This is a genomic window from Streptomyces sp. NPDC033221, from assembly GCF_055577005.1.
On record NZ_JBVIQN010000018.1, the window covers coordinates 1 to 19611 of the forward strand.

A 19611-nucleotide genomic window follows, 5' to 3' on the forward strand; every position below is an offset into this window, starting at 1 on the left:
CTTTCCCCTCGCCTTTTCCCTTACCCCCCCCCCCCCCCCCCCCCCCCCCCCCCCCCCCCCCCCCCCCCCCCCCCCTTCCTCCCCCCCTTCCCTCCCCCCCCCCCCCCCCCCCACGCTCGGTGCCGGCATCCGGCAAATCGGTCCATTTGTCGAGCTAAATTGTCATGAGCCTGCCTAATCGGCCACCGGGTCGGCGTTGCCTACCCCACACCCCGTGAACAACGAAAGAGCGGTGGGGTTAGCATCTGAGCACCGCCTAGCTCGAAAGATGGACCTGTGACTGTCAACGAGGACTCGTTCACAAACTGGAAGAACCGCGAGGAGATCGCGGAGTCGATGATCCCGATCATCGGGAAGCTGCACCGGGAGCGGGACGTCACGATCCTGCTCCACAGCCGCTCCCTGGTGAACAAGTCGGTGGTCAGCATCCTGAAGACCCACCGATTCGCGCGCCAGATAGCCGGCGAGGAACTCTCGATCACCGAGACGTTCCCGTTCCTGCAGGCCCTCACCGCCCTCGACCTCGGCCCCTCCCAGATCGACATCGGCCGGCTCGCCGAGACGTACAAGGCCGACGACCGCGGCCTGTCGACGGCGGAGTTCACCGCCGAGGCCGTCGCGGGCGCCACGGGGACCAACAAGATCGAGTGCCGTGAGGGGCGCGACGTCGTCCTCTACGGCTTCGGCCGCATCGGCCGCCTCGTCGCCCGCCTGCTCATCGAGAAGGCCGGCTCCGGCAACGGCCTGCGGCTGCGCGCCATCGTCGTCCGCGGGGGCGGCGAGCAGGATCTCGTCAAGCGCGCCTCGCTGCTGCGGCGCGACTCCATCCACGGTCAGTTCCAGGGCACCATCACCGTCGACGAGGCGAACAGCACCATCATCGCCAACGGCAACGAGATCAAGGTGATCTATGCCAACGACCCGTCCGAGGTGGACTACACGGCGTACGGCATCAAGGACGCCATCCTCATCGACAACACGGGCAAGTGGCGCGACCGCCAGGGGCTGTCGGAGCACCTGCGCCCCGGCGTCGACAAGGTCGTCCTGACCGCGCCGGGCAAGGGTGACGTCCCGAACATCGTGCACGGCGTCAACCACGACACCATCAAGCCGGACGAGCGGATCCTGTCCTGCGCGTCCTGCACCACCAACGCCATCGTCCCGCCGCTGAAGGCGATGGACGACGAGTTCGGTGTGCTGCGCGGCCACGTCGAGACCGTCCACTCGTTCACCAATGACCAGAACCTGCTGGACAATTACCACAAGGCCGACCGCCGCGGCCGCTCGGCGCCGCTCAACATGGTCATCACCGAGACCGGTGCCGCCTCCGCCGTCGCCAAGGCGCTGCCCGACCTCCAGGCGAAGATCACCGGCAGCTCGATCCGGGTCCCGGTGCCGGACGTCTCGATCGCGATCCTCAACCTCCAGCTCGCCCGCGAGACCAGCCGCGACGAGGTCCTCGACCACCTCCGCGACGTGTCGCTGACCTCGCCGCTGCGGCGTCAGATCGACTTCACCAGCGCCCCGGACGCGGTCTCGAACGACTTCATCGGCTCGCGCCACGCCTCGATCGTCGACGCCGGCGCCACCAAGGTCGAAGGCGACAACGCGATCCTCTACCTCTGGTACGACAACGAGTTCGGCTACTCGTGCCAGGTCATCCGTGTCGTCCAGTACGTCTCGGGAGTGGAGTACCCGACGTACCCGGCTCCGGTGGCCTGATCCGGTAGCACCGCCATGGGCGGCGGAGGGGCGGCAGCCGGCCCCGGAAGGTGCCCGGACCGCTCTCCCGCCGCCGCCCGCCGGCTGTCACCCCGGCGGAACGCCCGGTCGCCCGGGCGGGTCTACCAGCGGCCCTCGCCGTAGCGACGGCGCAACTCGCTGATCTCCTGATCGTCGCGCGCGGCCATGGACCGCGTGCGCCGTACGCCCGCCTCTATGACGAAGAGCACGATCCCGCCGATGAGCACCGAGGCGAGCAGCAACACCACCACATATTCCACATACATCTCCTACCCGGCACCGGCCCTCCGTACCGCGAGCGCGGTACGGCCGTGCACCCGTCGCGCGGACGCACGGCCTGCCCGGGCCGGGACCGGCCTGTTGTTCACGTCGGTAACTGGAAGGAGTACGCGTAGCCGCAGGCATCGCATGCGAAGCGGCCGTTCAGTCCGTCGTTGGCCGTCTGGCAGCGTGGGCACGGCGCGGTGGTGAAGTACTCCGGCCACCGCCCGGCCGTCTCCCCGATGCCCGCGCCGCCCGGGCCTGGTTCAGCTTCTGTCATCCGGACGCTCCACAGTTGCACGACCATCCGCCATCGGGTCCCTGAATCACCTGAGCACCACACCGGCTGCAATACATGACAGCTCCTCGGCCCGCACCACACCACCCCGCGCCCAGACCGAGTACACCTATTCCAACATCGCCACGCCGTTATTCAGAGAATGTCCGGAAACGGCGTGGCGTACCGGGAAAACGGCGTCGCGCGTTCCTCTGGAGTCCGTTACGGTGCCGACCGCCCCAAGGGTGACCCTGCGGCGAGTGATACCCCCCTGGTGGGCCGTCACCTTTCGGCCACGCACCGGCGGACCTGCGCAGACGTCCGCTCAGTCGGAGGAAGCGGCCCAGGTTTTCGGCTGCCACAGGCCGGCGCGGCGCAGGGACAGGGCGCAGTGGCGGTATATCTCGTCGATGTCGAGTAGCAGGGCGAGGGCGGGGCGCCGCCCTTTGACGGTCATGGCGTCGCAGAACGGCGCGTCGGTGAGGATACGGGCCCTGCGCGCGGTCGGCGGTGGACCCGATAGCGCTGGAGAGGGTGGGGGGGGGACGGGCCCTGGGCGGTGGTCGGCAGCAGGGGGCTCCGGAGAGGGGCGAGGGCGGGCGGAAGCGGTGTTCCCGTGCTCTTGAGTGCCTGGCGGGGGCCGTGTGGCAGTCGTTACGGTCCGTGGGCTACTCCCAGCCGATCCGGGTGGCGGGGTCCGGCGCGTACGAGCAGTACGCACCCGTCCGTACGCTGCGCTCCAGATGCAGCCCCAGCACGGGGTGGTGGACGGAGATGCGTTTCACCGCCGCCTTCAGGGCCTTGGTGACGCTCAGCCGGGCCCGCTCGCCGTCGGACGCGGTCCGGCGGTCGCGGCCGCCGAGGCCGACGGCGCCGGCGAGCTGTTCGGTCACCGCGTCGAGTTCGACCCGGGCCTGTTCGGCGCGGCCGGTGTCGTGGAAACGTTCCGCCTCGTCCAGTTCCTCGGCCAGCTCGCGCAGCCGCCTGCGGTACGCGGCCTTGGCCCGGGCGTCGAGGGCCGGGCCGGCGTCACCCGTTCCCGGGGACGCCGGTCCCTCCGGTACGGCAGGACCGCCGCGTGCCGTACCGCGGTCTGCCGCGGCCAGTTCTCGTGCCAGGAACTCCCGGCCGGGTTCGGCGAGCAGCCGGGCCAGGTAGCCCAGCCCCACCGTGTGCTTGAGATGGACGACACGACCGTCGTGGGAGAGCGCCCAGTAGTCACCCGTCCTGCGCAGCGAAGCCTGCTGCGGCGGCGGGGCGGGGGACGCGGGTGCGCGGGGCGGTGCCGCCGGAGCGGGCGGCAAAAGCGGCGGGACCGTACCGAGTTCCGCCGCGGTGGCCAGTACGGCGGTCTCCAGCGCCCACTGCCGCCCGTGGTCGCGTGCCTCCTCGAACCGCTGGTCGCCCATCTCCGTACGGGTCTTGGCGATGCCCGCCGCCCGCCAGCCCTTGAGGAAGGACAGCAGCGCGGCGCCGGACTTCTTCCGGGCCGTGTCCGACGCGCCGAACAGCGCGGCGGCCTGCTCGTAGTGGTGGCGGGACATGGCCAGCATGGCCGTGATCTGGAAGACCTCGGCCAGCCCCCACGGGGCGTCGAGCTTGTGGAACAGCCGCAGCGCCTCGCCCGTACGGGCCCGCGCGTCCTGCACGTCACCCAGGCCCCACGAAGCGGTGGCCAGGGTGAGTTCGGCCCAGGCGATGCTCTTCGGCTCCCCGGCCTCGCACAGCAGGCGGAACGCGGTCCTGCCGTGGTGTTCCGCCTGCGCGAAGTCGCTCCGGGTGACCTCCACCATGGCCAGGAAGAGGTACGACCAGCCCACCAGCCACGGCTCGTCGGTCTTCAGGGCGGCCTTCAGCGATTCGCCCAGCGTCTCCACCGCACTGTCCGGATTCCCGACCAGCAGCGCGCCGAAGCCGAGGTACTGCAGGGAGCACACCAGCCCCGGCAGATCGCCGTCGCGCCGTGACAGGTGCTCGGCCTCGGAACACGAGAGCCAGGCGCGTTCCAGGTCCCCCTGGATCACCGCGAGCAGCCCCAGCCCGTTCAGCGCCCGTACGCGGCCCTTGGCGGCGGCGCCGTGGTCGGCGCCCAGGGCCCGTTCGAGCCAGACACGGCCCTCGGCGTAGCGCCCTTGCAGGTCCCAGAAGGACGCGAGGGCTCCGGCCATACGGACCGCGCCGTCGACGTCGCGGGAGGTCATGAGCCATTCGAGGGCGGCACGCAGGTCGTCGCGCTCGGCCTTGAGCCGGTCCAGCCACACGGCTTGGTGCGGGCCGCGGAACCGTTCCCAGGCCTGTTCGGCAAGGTGGTGGAAGTACGCGGCGTGCTGCGCGGACAGTGCGGTGAGGCCGCCCCGCTGCCGCAGCCGGGCGAGCCCGTACGCGCGCAGGGTCTCCAGCAGCCGGTAGCGGGCCGGGGAGCGCTGGGGGACGACCGTCACCAGCGACTTGTCGACGAGCCGCGGGAGCAGGTCCCCGAGGCAGGCGGTGCCGGCCTCCTCCGCGGCCACGGCCTCGACGGCGTCCAGGGTGAAGGCGCCCGCGAACACCGACAGCCGCTCGAACAGGGTGCGTTCGGGCTCGCTGAGCAGGTCGTAGCTCCACTCGACGACACTGTCCAGGGTCCGGTGGCGGCGCAGCGGCGCCCGGGTCTCCCACGCCAGGAGCCGGAACCGGTCGTCCAGCCACCTGCTGAGCTGGTCGGCGTCGAGCGCGTTCGTGCGCGCCGCGGCCAGTTCGATGGCCAGCGGCAGACCGTCCAGCTTGCGGCAGATCTCCGCCACCGCCGCCCCGTTCGCCTCGGTGACCGCGAAACCCGGATCCACCGCCGCGGCCCGGTCCGCGAACAGGCGCACCGCGTCGTACTCCATGACGTCGTCCCCGCCGGTCTGCGCGGGGGGTGTGGCGAGCCCCGTGACCGGCCAGAGGGCTTCGCCGGGGATGCCGAGGCGCTCCCGGCTCGTCGCCATGACCCGTAAGTTGCGGCAGGCGGAGAGCAGCGGCAGGACGAGCTGCGCGACCGCTTCCACGAGATGCTCGCAGCAGTCCAGCACCAGCAGCATGACCTTGTCGCGGAGCCGCTCCGTCAGGACGTCCGGCAGCGTTCGGCCCGCCTGTTCCTGTACGTCGAGGCCGGCCGCGACGGCGTGGGCGAGCAGCAACGGCTCGCTCAAACCCGCCAGTTCCACGAAGCGCGCCCCGTCCCGGTAGTGGGACGCGAGACTCGTGGCCACCTCGATGGCCAGCCGGCTCTTGCCGGCCCCGCCGGCGCCGGTCAGCGTGACCAGCCGGTTCCGTTCCAGACGCGCGCAGACCCCGGCGGCTTCCCAGCGGCGGCCGACAAAGGTCGTCAGCGGCGCGGGCAGTTCCCTCGGTCCTCCGGCCGACACCATCTTCGACGCTCCAACCCAGCGGCGCATCGAAGCGCCACCCCCCGCTCGCGAGAATAGGTTCGCGCCGGGCGGTGAAACAACCGAAAGCGGTTTCGTCATCTGCCGGTAACGGGTCCGACCTGCGCGTCGTGTACGGCGATGGGGACCGGCGGGCGGCGGGTGAGCCGTGCGGCACCACCGGTGCGGCGGGGACCGGAGCGGCGGTACGGGCGCCGAGGTCGTAGCGCCACTACGGTGTACGGCCTCCGCCACACGGCCCGGTCGGTGGTGGTCCTCCCGGGTGTTACGTGAATTTTCACGGTGTTACCCGCCCGTTCACGCCCAGTTGGGCGAGGGGCCCGATCCACCGGGGGTCCGGAACCGAGCCACGCCGTCACTCCGAGGAGCTCACGTGGTGGGAAAATCCGTCGAGGCACCACCAGCCGAAGCAGCCGAAGCAGCCGGGTCAGCCGAGTCGGCCGGACCGGTCACCGCAGCGGAAACAGCCGTGACAACGGCCCCGGCCGATCCGGCCGCCTCCGCCGCCGTCCTCGCCGGGGTGCTGGCAGACGTCCTCCGCGTCGAACGCGTCCCGGCCGACGCCCACTTCTTCACCGACCTGGGTGCCGACTCGCTGGTCATGGCCCATTTCTGCGCCCGGGTCAGGAAACACGCCGGCCTTCCGTCGGTGTCCATGCGGGACATCTACCGGTACCCGACGGTCACCAGCCTGGCGGCGGCGCTCGTCGACACCACCCCAGAACCGCCCCCAGAACCGCCCCCGGACCCGCCCCGCACCCCCGCCGCACCCTCGCCTCGGGACCCGGCCGCGGCCGCACCGACGCCCCCGCGCCCGGTCGGCACACCCGCGTACGTCCTCTGCGGCACCCTGCAACTCCTGACGTTCCTCGGCTACTCCTACCTCGCCGCCGTCGTCACCGCCCACGGTTACGACTGGATCTCCGCCGCGCCGAACGCCGGCGGCATCTACGTACGGGCCGTCCTCTTCGGAGTCGTGGGCTTCGCCGGGCTGTGCGCCTTCCCGGTCCTGGCCAAGTGGGTGCTCGTCGGGCGGTGGACGCAGCGGGAGATACGTATCTGGAGCCTGGCGTACTTCCGGTTCTGGGTCGTCCGGACGCTGGTCCAGGCCAACCCGCTGGTCCTCTTCACCGGCTCACCGCTCTACGTCGGCTACCTCAGGGCGCTGGGCGCGACGATCGGGCGGGACGTCACGATCCTGTCCAAGCACGTGCCCGTCTGCACCGACCTGCTCACCGTCGGGGACGGCACGGTCATCCGCAAGGACGCGTACTTCACCTGCTACCGGGCCGACGGGGGTGTGATCCGGACCGGCACGGTCGTCCTCGGCTCGGACGTGCTTGTCAGTGAGGCGACGGTGCTCGACATCGGTACGTCGCTGGGCGACGGGGCCCGGCTGGGCCACGCCTCCTCCCTCCACACGGATCAGGCCGTGCCCGCCGGGGAGCACTGGCACGGCTCGCCCGCACAGCGCACGGAGACCGGCCACCGGACGCCCGACGCGGCCACCGGCCGCGGCACACCGCGCGTCACCTACGCCGCCCTCCAGCTGTTGACCACCCTGCTCGTGTACCTTCCGCTGGCGATCGGCGGCCTGGGCATGGTGCTCGCCGAAGTGCCGCAGCTCGCGGCACTCCTGGACCCGGGAGCGCTGGCCCTCACGAGCTGGTCCTTCTACGGCGAGGCCCTGGCCGCCTCGGCGATGCTCTTCTTCGGCCTGCTGGTCGCCGGCCTCCTCGTGGTGTTCACGGTGCCCCGGCTGCTCCATCTCGCCATCGAACCGGGCCGGACATACCGGCTGTACGGCCTGCACTACTCGCTGCACCGCACGATCGCGCGGCTGACCAACGTCAAGTTCTTCACGACGCTCTTCGGCGACAGTTCCTGCATCGTCGGCTACCTGGGACGCCTCGGGTACGACCTCTCCCGCGTCGAGCAGACGGGGTCGAACTTCGGCACCGGCGTGCAGCACGAATCCCCGTACCTCAGCTCCGTCGGCAGCGGAACGATGATCGCCGACGGCCTGTCGCTCATGAACGCGGACTACTCCCGGACCTCCTTCCGGCTCTCCCGCGTCACGATCGGGCCGCACAACTTCCTCGGCAACACCGTCTGCTACCCGCCCGGGGGCCGCACGGGCGACAACTGCCTCCTCGCGACGAAGGTCGCGGTGCCCCTCGACGGACCCGTGCGGGAAGGCGTGGGCCTCCTCGGCTCGCCCTGCTTCGAGATCCCGCGGTCCGTCGAGCGGGACACCGCCTTCGACCACCTGCGGGAGGGGGACGCGCTCCGGCGCCGGCTGGCCGCCAAGAACGCCTACAACCTCCGTACGATGGGCCTGTTCCTGCTGGCCCGGTGGGCGCAGGTCTACGTCCTCACCCTGCTCGGCTGGGCCGCCGCCGACCTGTACCACACGTTCGGGGCGGCTGCGATCGCGTCGGTGTCCGTCCTCGCGCTGCTGTTCTCCGTCACGTACTCGGTGGGCGTCGAACGCGCCGTCACCGGGTTCCGGCGCCAGACGCCGCGGTACTGCTCGATCTACACGCCGTACTTCTGGCGGCACGAACGTTTCTGGAAGCTTCACGCGATGCCCCTGCGCTTCCTGAACGGCACCCCGTTCAAGAGCCTGTTCTGGCGGGCGCTGGGCGTCCGGCTCGGACGGCGGCTGTACGACGACGGCTGCGACATGCCGGAACGCTCCCTCGTCACCATCGGGGACCACTGCACGCTCAACGTGGGCAGCACCATCCAGTGCCACTCGCAGGAGGACGGCACCTTCAAATCCGACCGCACCACCGTCGGCGCCGGCTGCACCCTCGGCATCGGAGCCCTCGTCCACTACGGCGTCACGCTGGGCGACGGCGCGGCGCTCGGGCCCGACTCCTTCCTGATGAAGGGCGAGGACATGCCCCCGCACGCACGGTGGGGCGGCAACCCCGCCAGGGAGATGCCGGCCCCCCGGGCCCTGGCCGCCCGGCACCCTTGCGAGGCCGCCGCACCCGCCCCGCCGGGCGGTTCACCGGCAGCGCACCACCCCGAGGGCACGGACTGAGAGCGGAGGAAGAGCGATGGCAACGGCAGCAGAGGAAGCCGACCGCGAGTTCTGGCGCGGGGTGCTCGACGGCGGCGGCTTCACCGCCGTTCCCCGGTGGACGCACCACCCCGTGCCGGGCGTGGCCGAGCACCGGGAAACGGTCCCGGCCGGCCTCGTCACGGCATTGCGGAGCGCCGCGGACGAACTGGCCGTGCCGCTCCGCTCCGTACTGCTGGCGGCACACGTCAAGGTGCTCGCCGCGCTGACCGGCGAACCGGAGGTCACGACCGGTTACGCCGCCATGGCGGGCGGACAGCCGCTGCCCTGCCGACTGACGGCCGCCCCCGGCTCGTGGCGGGCCCTGGTGCTGCACACCCGCCGGGCCGAGTCGCGGCTGCTGGCGCACCAGGACTTCCGGGTCGACGAGCTGGCCCGGCAACTGGGACGGGAGGGCCCGCTGTTCGAGGTGACCTTCGATCCGCACGACGCCGGTCGCGGGCTCCCCGAGGGCGTCGTCCTGTCGACGGGTTACAGCCTGCGCGACGAGCGCCTCACCCTGCGGCTGCGCCATCGCACCGCCGCGCTGGACGCGGAGTGCGCCGCCAGGATCGCCGGTTACCACCTCACCGCCCTCACCCTGCTCGCCGCCGACCCGCACACCGAGCACGCCCGGCAGAGCCTGCTCTCCGCCGGCGAACTCCGCCACCAGCTCGAAGAACTCGCCGGACCTCGCCGGGACCTGCCGGACCACCGCGCACACGAACTGTTCGAACAGCGGGCGGCGGCCCACCCCGACACCGTCGCGGCCGTCCAGGGCGACCGGAGCTGGACGTACGGGCAGCTCAACGCCCGCGCCAACCAGCTCGGCCGGGCGCTGCTGGTCCGTGGCCTGCGCCGCGAAGGTGTCGTCGCGGTGGTCACCGAGCGGAACCTCGACTGGCTGGCCGCCGTCCTCGCCGTCCTCAAAGCAGGCGGCGCCTATCTGCCCATCGAGCCGCACTTCCCCGCCGACCGCATCGCCACCACCCTCTCCCGGGCCGGCTGCGCCCTCGTCCTGACCGAGCACGGCAGTACCACCACCCTCGACCAGGCCCTGAAGACCCTGCCCGAGGTGCGCTGCCTGGCCGTCGACACGGCGTACGCCGAGCAGCACCACGCCGACGCCGCGGACAACCTCGGCATCGGCGTCCCGGCCGGCCAACTGGCCTACATCTACTTCACCTCCGGCTCCACCGGCGAGCCCAAGGGCGCGATGTGCGAGCACGCGGGCCTGCTCAACCACCTCTACGCCAAGATCGACGACCTGGAGATCGGCGCGGGCCAGGTGGTCGCGCAGACCGCGCCCCAGTGCTTCGACATCTCGCTGTGGCAGCTGATCGCCGGGCTCCTCGTCGGCGGCCGGACCCTCCTGGTCGACCAGGAGACGATCCTGGACGTCCCCCGGTTCGTCGACCGGATCGCCGAGGGCCGGGTGAACGTGCTCCAGCTCGTACCGTCCTACCTGGAAGCCGTCGTGTCCTACCTGGAGCGCAACCCGCGCGACCTGCCCGACCTGCGGTACGTGTCCGCGACCGGCGAAGCGCTGAGGACGGAGCTGGCACAGCGCTGGTTCGCCGTCCGGCCCGGAACCGCCCTGGTCAACGCGTACGGACTGACCGAGACCTCGGACGACACCCACCACGAGGTCATGCGCCGCGCCCCCGACGGGGCCCGGGTCCCGCTGGGCCCGCCCGTCGGCAACGTACGCCAGTACGTCGTCGACGAGCACCTGGCACCGGTTCCGCTCGGCGCGCCCGGCGCGATCGTCTTCTCCGGCGTCTGCGTCGGCCGCGGCTACGTCAACGATCCCGAACGCACCCGCGCCTGCTTCGGCACCGACCCGCACCGCCCGGGTCAACGCCTCTACCAGGGCGGTGACGTCGGGCGCTGGCGGCCCGACGGCAAACTGGAGTTCCTCGGCCGCCGGGACGCCCAGGTCAAGGTGCGGGGCTTCCGGATCGAGCTCGGCGAGGTCGAGAACGCCCTGCTGCGCGTGCCCGGCGTGCGCGACGGCGCCGTGATCGTCACCGAACGGACCGGCCAGGGCGCCCGCCTGGTGGCGTTCTACTGCGGTCCGCGGGCCCTCGCGGCCGACGCGCTGCGCAGCCGGCTGGCACGGTCACTGCCCGCGTACATGGTGCCGTCGGCCTTCCAATGGCGTGGCGGCACGCTGCCCCTGACCGCCAACAGCAAGATCGACCGCAAGGCCCTCGCCGCACTCGCCACCGAACTCGACGACGCGGACGGGCACCGCCACACCCCCAGGACGCCCGCCGAACGGCGGCTCGCCACCGCGTGGGCCGCGACACTCGGCATACCGCGGCACCGCATCGGCCGCCTGGACCACTTCTTCGACCGGGGAGGCACCTCGCTGGCCGCGGTGAAACTGGCGATCAGCCTGGACCGCGCGGTCTCCCTCAAGGACGTCACCCGGCACCCGGTACTCGCCGACCTGGCCGCCGTACTCGACGGCAGGGACCAGCCGCGTACGGAGCTGCTGCACCGGCTGGCCGGACCGGAGGGCGCGCACGACGGTGCCCTGGTGTGCTTCCCCTGGGCAGGCGGCGACGCGGCGGCCTTCCAGCCGCTGGCCGACGCGCTGCGCGGGAGCGGACGAGCCGTCTACGGAGTCGAACTGCCCGGTCCCGACGCGGCAGCTGTGGCCGGCCCGTCCGTGCCACCGGCGCGGCTCGTCCAGCAGGCCGCCGAACAGATCGTCGCCGAAATCGACCGGTGCGGCCTGACCGGGCCACTGCTGTGGGGCCACTCCTCGGGAGCCGCGTACGCCGTGGAGGCGGCCAGGCAACTGGAGGCACGCGGTACGGCGGCCCGGCGGCTGTTCATCGCCGCGCGACTGCCGGGCGACAGCCACGGCGGGCACACCGCCGTCGGCGAACTGGCGGGACGGAGCGACGCCGAGATCGCCGACGGTCTCATCGCGGAGGGCGGCGGCCGTACCGATTCGTTCCGTCCGGCCCCCTACGGCGAACGCCTCGGCGCCCTCTGCCGACGCGACCGCCTCGCCGCACACGACTACTTCACGGACGCCCTGGCCGCTTCCCCCGTCGTACGGCTGACCACCCCGGTCACCGCCGTCGTCGCCGCCGACGACCCGCGCACCACGCGCTTCCGGTGCCGGTACCGCGACTGGGGACTGCTGGCCGAGCACATCGACCTGTACGCCCTCACGACCGGAGGCCACTACTTCCCGCGCACCCGGCCGGCCGATACGGCGCGTGCGGTCCTGCGCGCCGTCGAACTCCTCGCGCCGTCCTGAACCGATGGATCCCGAAGCCCCCGCGGCTTTCCAAAGGGCCCCGAGACCTCCCGAAAGGCCCCTTCCCGATGGGCCCCGGACCTCTCCGGAGATCCCGAAGCGACCTGCCGCCCGACACCCCGACCGAAAGGGCCTCCCATGCCCCGCTCGCCCGCCACCCCGCCGCTCGATCTGAACCTGCTACCGGGCACACCCCCGGTCCTCCTGGCCGAACCGACCGGCGACGCGGCGAGCTGGGCCGCCGGGTACCGGGACACCCTGCGCGCCCTTGCCGTCGAACACGGCGCGGTCCTGGTGCGCGGCCTCGGGCTGCGCGACGCCGACCAGACCGGTGCCGTCTTCCGGCACCTGGCCACCGGCCTGCTCACGGAGCGGGAGGCCTTCGCGCCCCGGCGGGAGTACGCCGACGGCGTGTACTCCTCCGCGAAATGGCCGTCCTACCAGCCGATGTGCATGCACCATGAACTCAGTTACACCCTCGCCGCCCCCGGCCTGCTGCTCTTCGCCTGTCTCAGCGCACCGGACAGCGGCGGCGCCACCGCGGTCGCCGACGCGGCGGCCGTCCTGGACGCGCTGCCCGCCGAGCTGGCCGAACGTTTCGCCCACGAGGGCTGGCTGCTCACCAGGAACTACAACGACGAGATCGGCGCCTCCCTCACCGAGGCGTTCGGCACCGACGACCGCCGCACCGTCGAACGCTACTGCCGCGGCCACGCCATCGACTTCGCCTGGCAGCCCGATGGCGGCCTGCGCACCCGTCAGCGGCGCGGCGCCGTGACACGCCACCCGGTCACCGGCCGCCGCTGCTGGTTCAACCAGATCGCCTTCCTCAGCGCATGGACGATGGACCCCGAGGTGCGCGAGTACCTGACCGACGTGTACGGCGCGGACGCGCTGCCATTCAACACCAGCTACGGCGGCGGCGACCCGATCGGCGAGGACGTCGTACAGCTCCTCAACACCGTCTACGAAGCCCACACCGCGCGCGAGCCGTGGCAGGCGGGCGACCTGATGCTCGTCGACAACGTCCGTACGGCACACAGCAGGGAGTCCTACGAAGGACAGCGCGAGGTGCTAGTGGGGATGACCGACGCGGTGCACCTGACCGCCCACGTCCCCGGAACGGAGGTGATCGCGTCATGACCCTCGCCCGACCCACCGGGACCACGGCAGGACCGGACCGGCCGCACACCGTGCCGCCCTTCGCGGTGATCTCCGGCGCCCAGGTGCAGCACGCCCTGCGAGGCCGCGAACGGCAGATCGTCCAGCTGGTCGAAGCCACCTACCGGCGGCACGGCGCCGGAGACACGGTCAACCCGCCGTCCTTCTTCCTGCGCTTCCCCGACCGCCCGGACTCCCGCATCATCGCGCTGCCCGCCTCCCTCGGCGGGCCCACACCGGTGGACGGCCTGAAGTGGATCTCCAGCTTTCCGCGGAACGTGGCCGCGGGCCTTCCCCGGGCCTCCGCCGTACTGATCCTCAACGACCACGCCACCGGGTACCCGTACGCCTGCCTGGAGAGCTCGATCATCAGCGCCACCAGGACCGCGGCCTCCGCGGCAGCGGCAGCCGACCGGCTCAGCCACGGCCGGCCGCGCCCCCGGCACGTCGGCTTCTTCGGCACCGGCCTGATCGCCCGCTACATCCACACCTTCCTCGCCGCCACCGGCTGGCGGTTCGACACGATCGGGCTGTACGACGTGTCGGCCGACAGCGCGGCCGGCTTCCGTACGTACCTGGAGACCGCGGCGGAGGAGAACCCGCGGCAGACACCGGCCACCGCCCCGGCCCGCGTCACCCTGCACACCGACCCCGGAGAGCTGATCCGCACGAGCGATCTCGTCGTCTTCGCCACCGTCGCCGCCCGGCCGCACGTCAGCGACCCGTCGTGGTTCGCCCACCACCCGCTGGTGCTGCACATATCGCTGCGCGACCTGGCCCCGGAGATCGTGCTCGGCGCGGCCAACATCGTCGACGACGTGGACCACTGCCTGAAGGCCGGCACCTCACCCCACCTGGCCGAACAGCTCACCGGCCGCCGTGACTTCCTGACCGGGACGCTGGCGGACGTGCTGGCCGGCCGGGTGCGCGTACCCGGGGACCGGACGGTGGTCTTCTCGCCCTTCGGACTGGGGGTGCTCGACCTGGCCGTGGGCGCCTTCGTCCACGAGGAAGTGGCCCGCTCCGGCGGCCTGCACCTCATCGACGGCTTCTTCCACGAATTACGCCGGTACGGATGAACGCGGCGCCGGTACAGAGGAACCGGCCGCGCCGGCCCGGATGAACGACTGTGTGCACTGCGGAACGAGGGGGGAAAAGTGCCAGTCATATCCTTGCCGCTGGACTTCAACGAGGAGGACCTCTACGTCGACCTGCGGGCGACGTTCGGGCAGCCGCTCTACCTGAAGTGCGAGGGCTTCAACTTCGCCGGATCGATCAAACTGAAGGCCGCGACGGAGATGGTCGCGGCCGCGGAACGCGACGGAGTGCTCACACCGGGAGCCACCCTGGTCGAGTCCTCGTCCGGAAACCTGGGCGTCGCGCTGAGCATCATCGTGGCGAGCAAGGGCTACGGATTCCTGTGCGTGACGGACGCCCGCTGCAACCTGTCGGCCCGCCGGATGATGGAGGCGCTGGGCAGCCGGGTCCACGTCATCACCGAACCCGACGCCGGCGAGGGATTCCTCGGCGCGCGCATCGCCTACGTACGCAACCTGACCGCCTCCGACGACCGCTACGTCTGGCTCAACCAGTTCACCAACCCCGACAACTGGAAAGCCCACTACCGCAGGACGGCACCGGCCATCGCCCGCCAGTTCCCGCACCTGGACGTCCTGTTCGTCGGCGCCGGCACCACCGGCACCCTCATGGGCTGCGCCCGCTACTTCCGCACCTGGCACCGCCCGGTGCGCGTCATCGCGGTGGACAGCGTCGGCTCGGTGTCCTTCGGGGGCGCACCGGGCCGCCGGATGATCCCCGGCCTGGGCACCAGCGTCCCGCCGCACCTGCTCGACGCGTCCTACGTCGACGAGGTCATCCGGGTGGAGGAGCGGGACACCATCCGAGCCTGCCACCGCCTGGCCGGCCGCGGCTTCCTCTTCGGCGGCTCCACCGGCACCGTCGTCAGCGGCGCCACCGGCTGGCTCGCCCGGCAGCCGCACCGCCTCACCGCCGTCGCCATCGCCCCCGACCTGGGCGAGCGCTACCTCGACACGGTCTACCGGACCAACTGGCTGCGGGACCTCTACGGAGAGGACCTGCTGACCGCCGACGGGCTGACGGGCGCCCGTTCGGCGTGACCCGCGTACGCCGTCGTCCGCATGCACCGTCACCGAGGGCCCCGGCCGTAGGCTGACCGCCACCGCGACCCGGCCGCATCACCGGCGCCGGGAACGTCACGGGGCGTGAGCGGCCGGGGCCGGGGTACGCGAGCGGAACCCCGGAGGCGGAGAAAGGGTGGACGACGTGCGCAGTGTGGGTGTGGAGGAGGAACTGCTGCTGGTGGACGCGCGGACCGGGGAGCCACGCGCCCTGTCGGCGGCGGTCCTCGCGGCGGCCTCGCGTGACCCGCTGGGCAACGAGGAGGTCTTCGAAAGCGAGCTGCACCGGCAGCAGCTGGAATTCGCCACCCGGCCGCAGACCGACATGGGCGACCTGGCCAAGGAGATCCGGCGCTGGCGGGCGGAGGCCGCGCGCCACGCCGAAGGCGTCCGGGCGTCGGTGGCCGCCCTGGCCACCTCACCGCTGGAGGTGAACCCGACCATAGGCAGCGGCGAGCGCCACCAGTGGCTCGCGGAACACTTCGGGCTCACCGCGCAGGAACAGCTGACATGCGGCTGCCACATACACGTCTCCGTGGACTCCGACGAAGAAGGCGTGGCCGTACTGGACCGGATGCGGCCCTGGTTGTCCGTCCTGCTGGCGATGAGCGCGAACTCGCCGTTCTGGCAGGGCGAGGACAGCGGGTACGGCAGCTACCGCAACCGGGTCTGGGGGCGGTGGCCCTCGGCCGGCCCGGTCGAGGTGTTCGGCTCGGCCGACCGGTACCACGAGCAGGTACGCGACATGACGGCCAGCGGCGTACTGAAGGACGAGGGCATGGTCTACTTCGACGCGCGCCTGTCCCGCTCGTACCCCACCGTGGAAACCCGCGTCGCCGACGTGTGCCTGGACCCGTCGACCACCGTGCTGCTGGCCACCTTGACCCGTGGCCTGGTGGAGACGTCGGTACGCCAGTGGCACGACGGCGTCCCGCCCACGCACCACACCGTCGCGATGCTGCGCCTGGCGGCTTGGCGGGCCGCCCGGTCGGGTCTGGAAGGCGAGCTGATCCACCCCGTCACGATGCACCCGTCACCGGCCGAGGCCGTCGTACGGGCCCTGTTCGACCACGTACGCGACGCCCTGGAGGACAGCGGCGACCTCATGCACGCCCAGGAGGCGCTGGCCACCCTGCTGAAGACCGGCAACGGCGCCCGCGTGCAGCGGGAGCTGCTGCGCGGCACCGGCAGCCTGCGGGGCGTGGTCACCGAGTGCGTACGCCGCACACTCGACTGACACGGCAGGGCGCGGCGCGCATCGGAGGCGACACGGACGAGCTGAGGAGCAGGACCGCCGTGATCACCGGCGCCGCCAGCGGCATCGGCCGCGGCATGGCCGAGGCGGTACGCGCCATTCGCGAGGAACGTTTCCACGTCCTGACCCGCCCCGAATACAAGGAGCACATCACCCACCGGGCGCGGCAGATAGTCGACGGCGAGAATCCCATCGTGCTGCCGCCACCGGGAAAGTGAGCGGGATGTGCCGGGGCCCGGCCCGTACAGCTGCCCGACCCCATCCGGGACCGGCCCTGCGAAAGGCTACCCGAAACCCGACGGGCTCCTGGCACAAGGAATTAATACGCTGATTCGATTCACCCTAAATAGAGTGAACACCTTCCGTTCTTCGCGACAAACGACGCCGCATCGGGTTGATTGGAGTCGGCGGCCCACCAGCCGTGGCGGCGGGCACCGGGTGCCCTCCGCCAGGCCGCCTGTCCCCTTTTTCTCAAGGTACGAGGAGCAACTTTCCATGTCGCGTGTTATCAAGACTGCCGTCGCCGCCGCGGGAACCTGCGCCGTCCTCCTGGGCGGCGCGAGCCTCGCGACTGCCGACTCCGGAGCCCAGGGCGCCGCGCTGAACTCGCCGGGCGTCGTGTCCGGCAACATCGTGCAGGTCCCGGTCCACGTGCCGGTCAACGTCTGCGGCAACAGCATCAACGTCGTCGGGCTGCTCAACCCGACCTTCGGCAACACCTGCGTCAACGACTGACGTTGACCGTTTGACGCGTCGCCACCTTCGGGCGGTCCGGCGTTCGATGCCCGGTGCGGGGCGGCTGTAAGGCCGCCCCGCACTCTTTGCGTTCCGCCGATGCGCGGCGGCCCGGCACCCGGCGGGGCGCGTCAGTTCACGCTGATTCTGAACGTGGACGTGGTGTTGCGGATGTTCTCCGCGTTGTCGCGCAGGGTCAGGTTGTGGAATGTCGCCCGGCCCACGGCCGGGCCCTGTTCGTTGGCCCAGATGCCGAAGCCGGAACGGTGGTCGTACTCATCGCCGCTCTTCTTCGCGCCGGAGACGGTCACGTCGTTCAGCTCCGTGTCCTCGATCGGGTGCTGCGGCTGCTGGCCGACGTAGTTCGTCTGGAACATGATTCCGTGGTACGTCGGGTCGGTGATCCGGGCGCCGTTCACCCGGATCGCCCGGAAGGGCTTCGATGCCGAGTAGAGCCAGATGCCGGGGAAGGTCTGGCCGTTCCAGAAGTGGCCGCCCGCGCGTTCGATGCTGAGGTTTTCGAGCGTGGTGCGGCCGGGGCCGAAGCCGTTCATCGGAAGGTTGAAGTCGAGGGAGGAGAGGGTCACGCCGGAGTAGACCAGGGTGTCGGTGACGCGGATGTTGCGGAAGGTGTTGAGCTGGCCGCCGTAGACCGCCAGGCCCGCGGCGCGCCAGGTGAGTTTGGAGGTGAGGTTCTCGTAGACGTTGCCGGTCTGCTCGCCGCCGCCCGAGTCGAGCGCGGAGAACAGGGCGAAGGAGTCGTCACCGGTGGACCGGGCCTCGTTGTTGGTCACCAGGTTGTCGGTGGAGCCGTTGGTCATGTTCAGGCCGTCGGCGAAGGTGTCGCGGATGCGGTTGTTCCTGAGTGTCATCCGGTCCGTGTTGGCGCCCCAGTAGAGGCAGACCATGTGTTCGGCCCAGATGGTGTCGATGGTGATGCCGGAGATGTTCCGGAAGTCGAAGACCTTGCCGGGCCCGTCGATGCGCGAGGTGTAGTTGCCGAAGTACGCGAAGCCGGCGAACGTCGAGCCGTCGGCGCCGTCGGCGGCGCGGAATCCCACGTCGGTGTTCTGCTGGCCGGCCGGGGCGTGGAAACGGGTGAACCACGGGCCGGCGCCGATCACCTTCACCGGCTTGAGGTAGACCTGGAACTTGCTGGACGTCTGGTAGTCGCCCGGCGGCAGATAGACGCCCTTGATCTTGCCGGTGGTGTCCATCCGGGCCCTGTCCAGCGCGTTCTGCACGTCCTGGTGACCGAAGCCGGCGGGTTGGACGAACGCCTGGGGGTCCGGGTTCGGTGTTGCGGAGACCTTTTCGAAGTCGGCGAAGTCGATGGCGTACGAGGAGGTGTTGTCGGCGTCCTTCTGGAGCCGGATCTTGCTGCCCGCCGGCACGGTGCGGCCGAGGTCGAGGTGTGCCTCGTCGTAGATGTGCCGGGCGGGGCCGGCGCCCGGGTCGTTGACCGGGGCCGCCTCGGGTCCGTACAGCCAGGCGTACTTGGAGGTCAGGTCGAGGGGCCTGGTCTTCTGGCCGTTGACGTAGACGTTCAGTTTCGCGGAGGTTCCACCGCCGCCCGGTGCGTCCGGGATGGAGAAGCGGGTGACCAGGGTATTGGTCGCGACCGGGGTGGTGAACTCGACGTACTGGCCGGTCTGCTTGAGCGTCACGGCCTTGCGTCCGGATGCCTCGCCCGCCGGGTCGCCGATCTTGCGGTTGGGGCCGACCACCTGCGCGCCGCCGCCGGTGGTGCCGGACTCGGCTTCGACGGTGGTGTAGGGCATGGTGGCGCCGGCTGTGGCTTTGGTGTGCTGGGGCTGGGGGTGGGGTTTTGTGCTTGGTGGTGTGAAGGCGGCGCGTGTGGAGCCCTTGCCTGCTGCGACGGTACGGGTGGCCGTACGGCTGTCCGGGGACTGGTTGCCCGCCGCGTCCCGGGCCCGCACGGTGTAGCCGGTGTGCTGCTGCGTGCCGCCGGGCGCCGTGGTGTCCTTCCAGCGCGTAGCTGTTGCGGGCAGTCCTGCGCGCAGTCGGCCGTCGGCGTAAACGTCGTATCCGGACGCGCCGGGTACGCGGTCCCAGCTCAGTGTCGCGCCGTCCAGCCGGATGCCGTCCGGGGTCGGCGGGGGAGTGGTGTCGCCCGACGTCGCGCTGTGGACGGCGAGGTCATCGACCCGGTGTGCGCCGACGACACGGACGTAGCGCAGCGGGGTACCGCCCAGCGGCAGTGTGACCTTGCCCTTGCGGACCCGGGTGTCGGACAGTT

At 71.3% G+C, this 19611-nt stretch carries 12 protein-coding genes and 2 pseudogenes; 9 read left to right on the forward strand and 5 right to left on the reverse strand.

The window, feature by feature from the left end; all coding sequences use genetic code 11:
* The first annotated feature begins 276 nt into the window (after positions 1-276).
* Positions 277-1722 carry a glyceraldehyde-3-phosphate dehydrogenase gene (locus tag ACZ53K_RS23100; RefSeq protein ID WP_468839711.1) on the forward strand — a complete coding sequence of 482 codons (1446 nt, stop codon included), beginning with the start codon at positions 277-279 and terminating at the stop codon, positions 1720-1722.
* A gap of 122 nt (positions 1723-1844) precedes the next feature.
* Here ACZ53K_RS23100 and ACZ53K_RS23105 read toward each other — a convergent pair whose 3' ends face one another.
* The 4 genes and pseudogenes from ACZ53K_RS23105 to ACZ53K_RS23120 all read right to left on the reverse strand — a co-directional run bounded on the left by ACZ53K_RS23105 (position 1845) and on the right by ACZ53K_RS23120 (position 5700).
* Entirely contained in the window at positions 1845-2003 is a 159-nt protein-coding gene (locus tag ACZ53K_RS23105; RefSeq protein ID WP_468839714.1) for a hypothetical protein, read from the reverse strand.
* A gap of 104 nt (positions 2004-2107) precedes the next feature.
* Positions 2108-2284: a hypothetical protein gene (locus ACZ53K_RS23110; RefSeq protein ID WP_468839716.1), complete on the reverse strand. Its 177-nt coding sequence runs from the start codon at positions 2282-2284 to the stop codon at positions 2108-2110.
* 322 nt (positions 2285-2606) lie between these two features.
* Positions 2607-2777: pseudogene (locus tag ACZ53K_RS23115) on the reverse strand (pyridoxamine 5'-phosphate oxidase family protein); the annotation flags it as partial.
* A 172-nt stretch (positions 2778-2949) separates the two neighbouring features.
* On the reverse strand, positions 2950-5700 hold the full coding sequence (locus tag ACZ53K_RS23120) for an ATP-binding protein (RefSeq protein WP_468839719.1): 2751 nt from the start codon (positions 5698-5700) through the stop codon (positions 2950-2952).
* A gap of 364 nt (positions 5701-6064) precedes the next feature.
* Between ACZ53K_RS23120 and ACZ53K_RS23125 the strand changes: the two genes are divergently transcribed.
* The 8 genes from ACZ53K_RS23125 to ACZ53K_RS23160 all read left to right on the forward strand — a co-directional run bounded on the left by ACZ53K_RS23125 (position 6065) and on the right by ACZ53K_RS23160 (position 17351).
* A complete protein-coding gene (locus ACZ53K_RS23125) occupies positions 6065-8743 on the forward strand; it encodes a Pls/PosA family non-ribosomal peptide synthetase (RefSeq protein ID WP_468839722.1) in 2679 nt (892 codons plus the stop codon).
* A 16-nt stretch (positions 8744-8759) separates the two neighbouring features.
* Complete coding sequence (locus tag ACZ53K_RS23130; protein ID WP_468839725.1) at positions 8760-12041, forward strand: non-ribosomal peptide synthetase; 3282 nt, start codon at positions 8760-8762, stop codon at positions 12039-12041.
* Between the two features lie 138 nt (positions 12042-12179).
* A complete protein-coding gene (locus tag ACZ53K_RS23135) occupies positions 12180-13184 on the forward strand; it encodes a TauD/TfdA family dioxygenase (protein ID WP_468839728.1) in 1005 nt (334 codons plus the stop codon).
* Complete coding sequence (gene sbnB, locus ACZ53K_RS23140) at positions 13181-14281, forward strand: 2,3-diaminopropionate biosynthesis protein SbnB (protein WP_468839730.1); 1101 nt, start codon at positions 13181-13183, stop codon at positions 14279-14281. The genes ACZ53K_RS23135 and sbnB overlap by 4 nt, the downstream gene beginning before the upstream one ends.
* A gap of 78 nt (positions 14282-14359) precedes the next feature.
* Positions 14360-15340, forward strand: a complete 981-nt coding sequence (gene sbnA / locus ACZ53K_RS23145; RefSeq protein WP_468839731.1) for a 2,3-diaminopropionate biosynthesis protein SbnA — start codon at positions 14360-14362, stop codon at positions 15338-15340.
* A gap of 166 nt (positions 15341-15506) precedes the next feature.
* The gene (locus ACZ53K_RS23150) at positions 15507-16598 is read left to right on the forward strand and encodes a glutamate--cysteine ligase 2 (RefSeq protein WP_468839733.1); all 1092 of its coding nucleotides are present in this window, start codon (positions 15507-15509) and stop codon (positions 16596-16598) included.
* A gap of 59 nt (positions 16599-16657) precedes the next feature.
* Positions 16658-16834, forward strand: coding sequence for a hypothetical protein (locus ACZ53K_RS23155; protein ID WP_468839735.1), 177 nt, complete (start codon positions 16658-16660; stop codon positions 16832-16834).
* A 277-nt stretch (positions 16835-17111) separates the two neighbouring features.
* Entirely contained in the window at positions 17112-17351 is a 240-nt protein-coding gene (locus tag ACZ53K_RS23160; RefSeq protein ID WP_468839738.1) for a chaplin, read from the forward strand.
* Between the two features lie 131 nt (positions 17352-17482).
* On the opposite strand, the pseudogene ACZ53K_RS23165 reads toward ACZ53K_RS23160, so the two are convergent.
* Positions 17483-19141 (reverse strand): annotated as a pseudogene (locus ACZ53K_RS23165) (glycosyl hydrolase); the annotation flags it as partial.
* Positions 19142-19611: the final 470 nt, after the last annotated feature.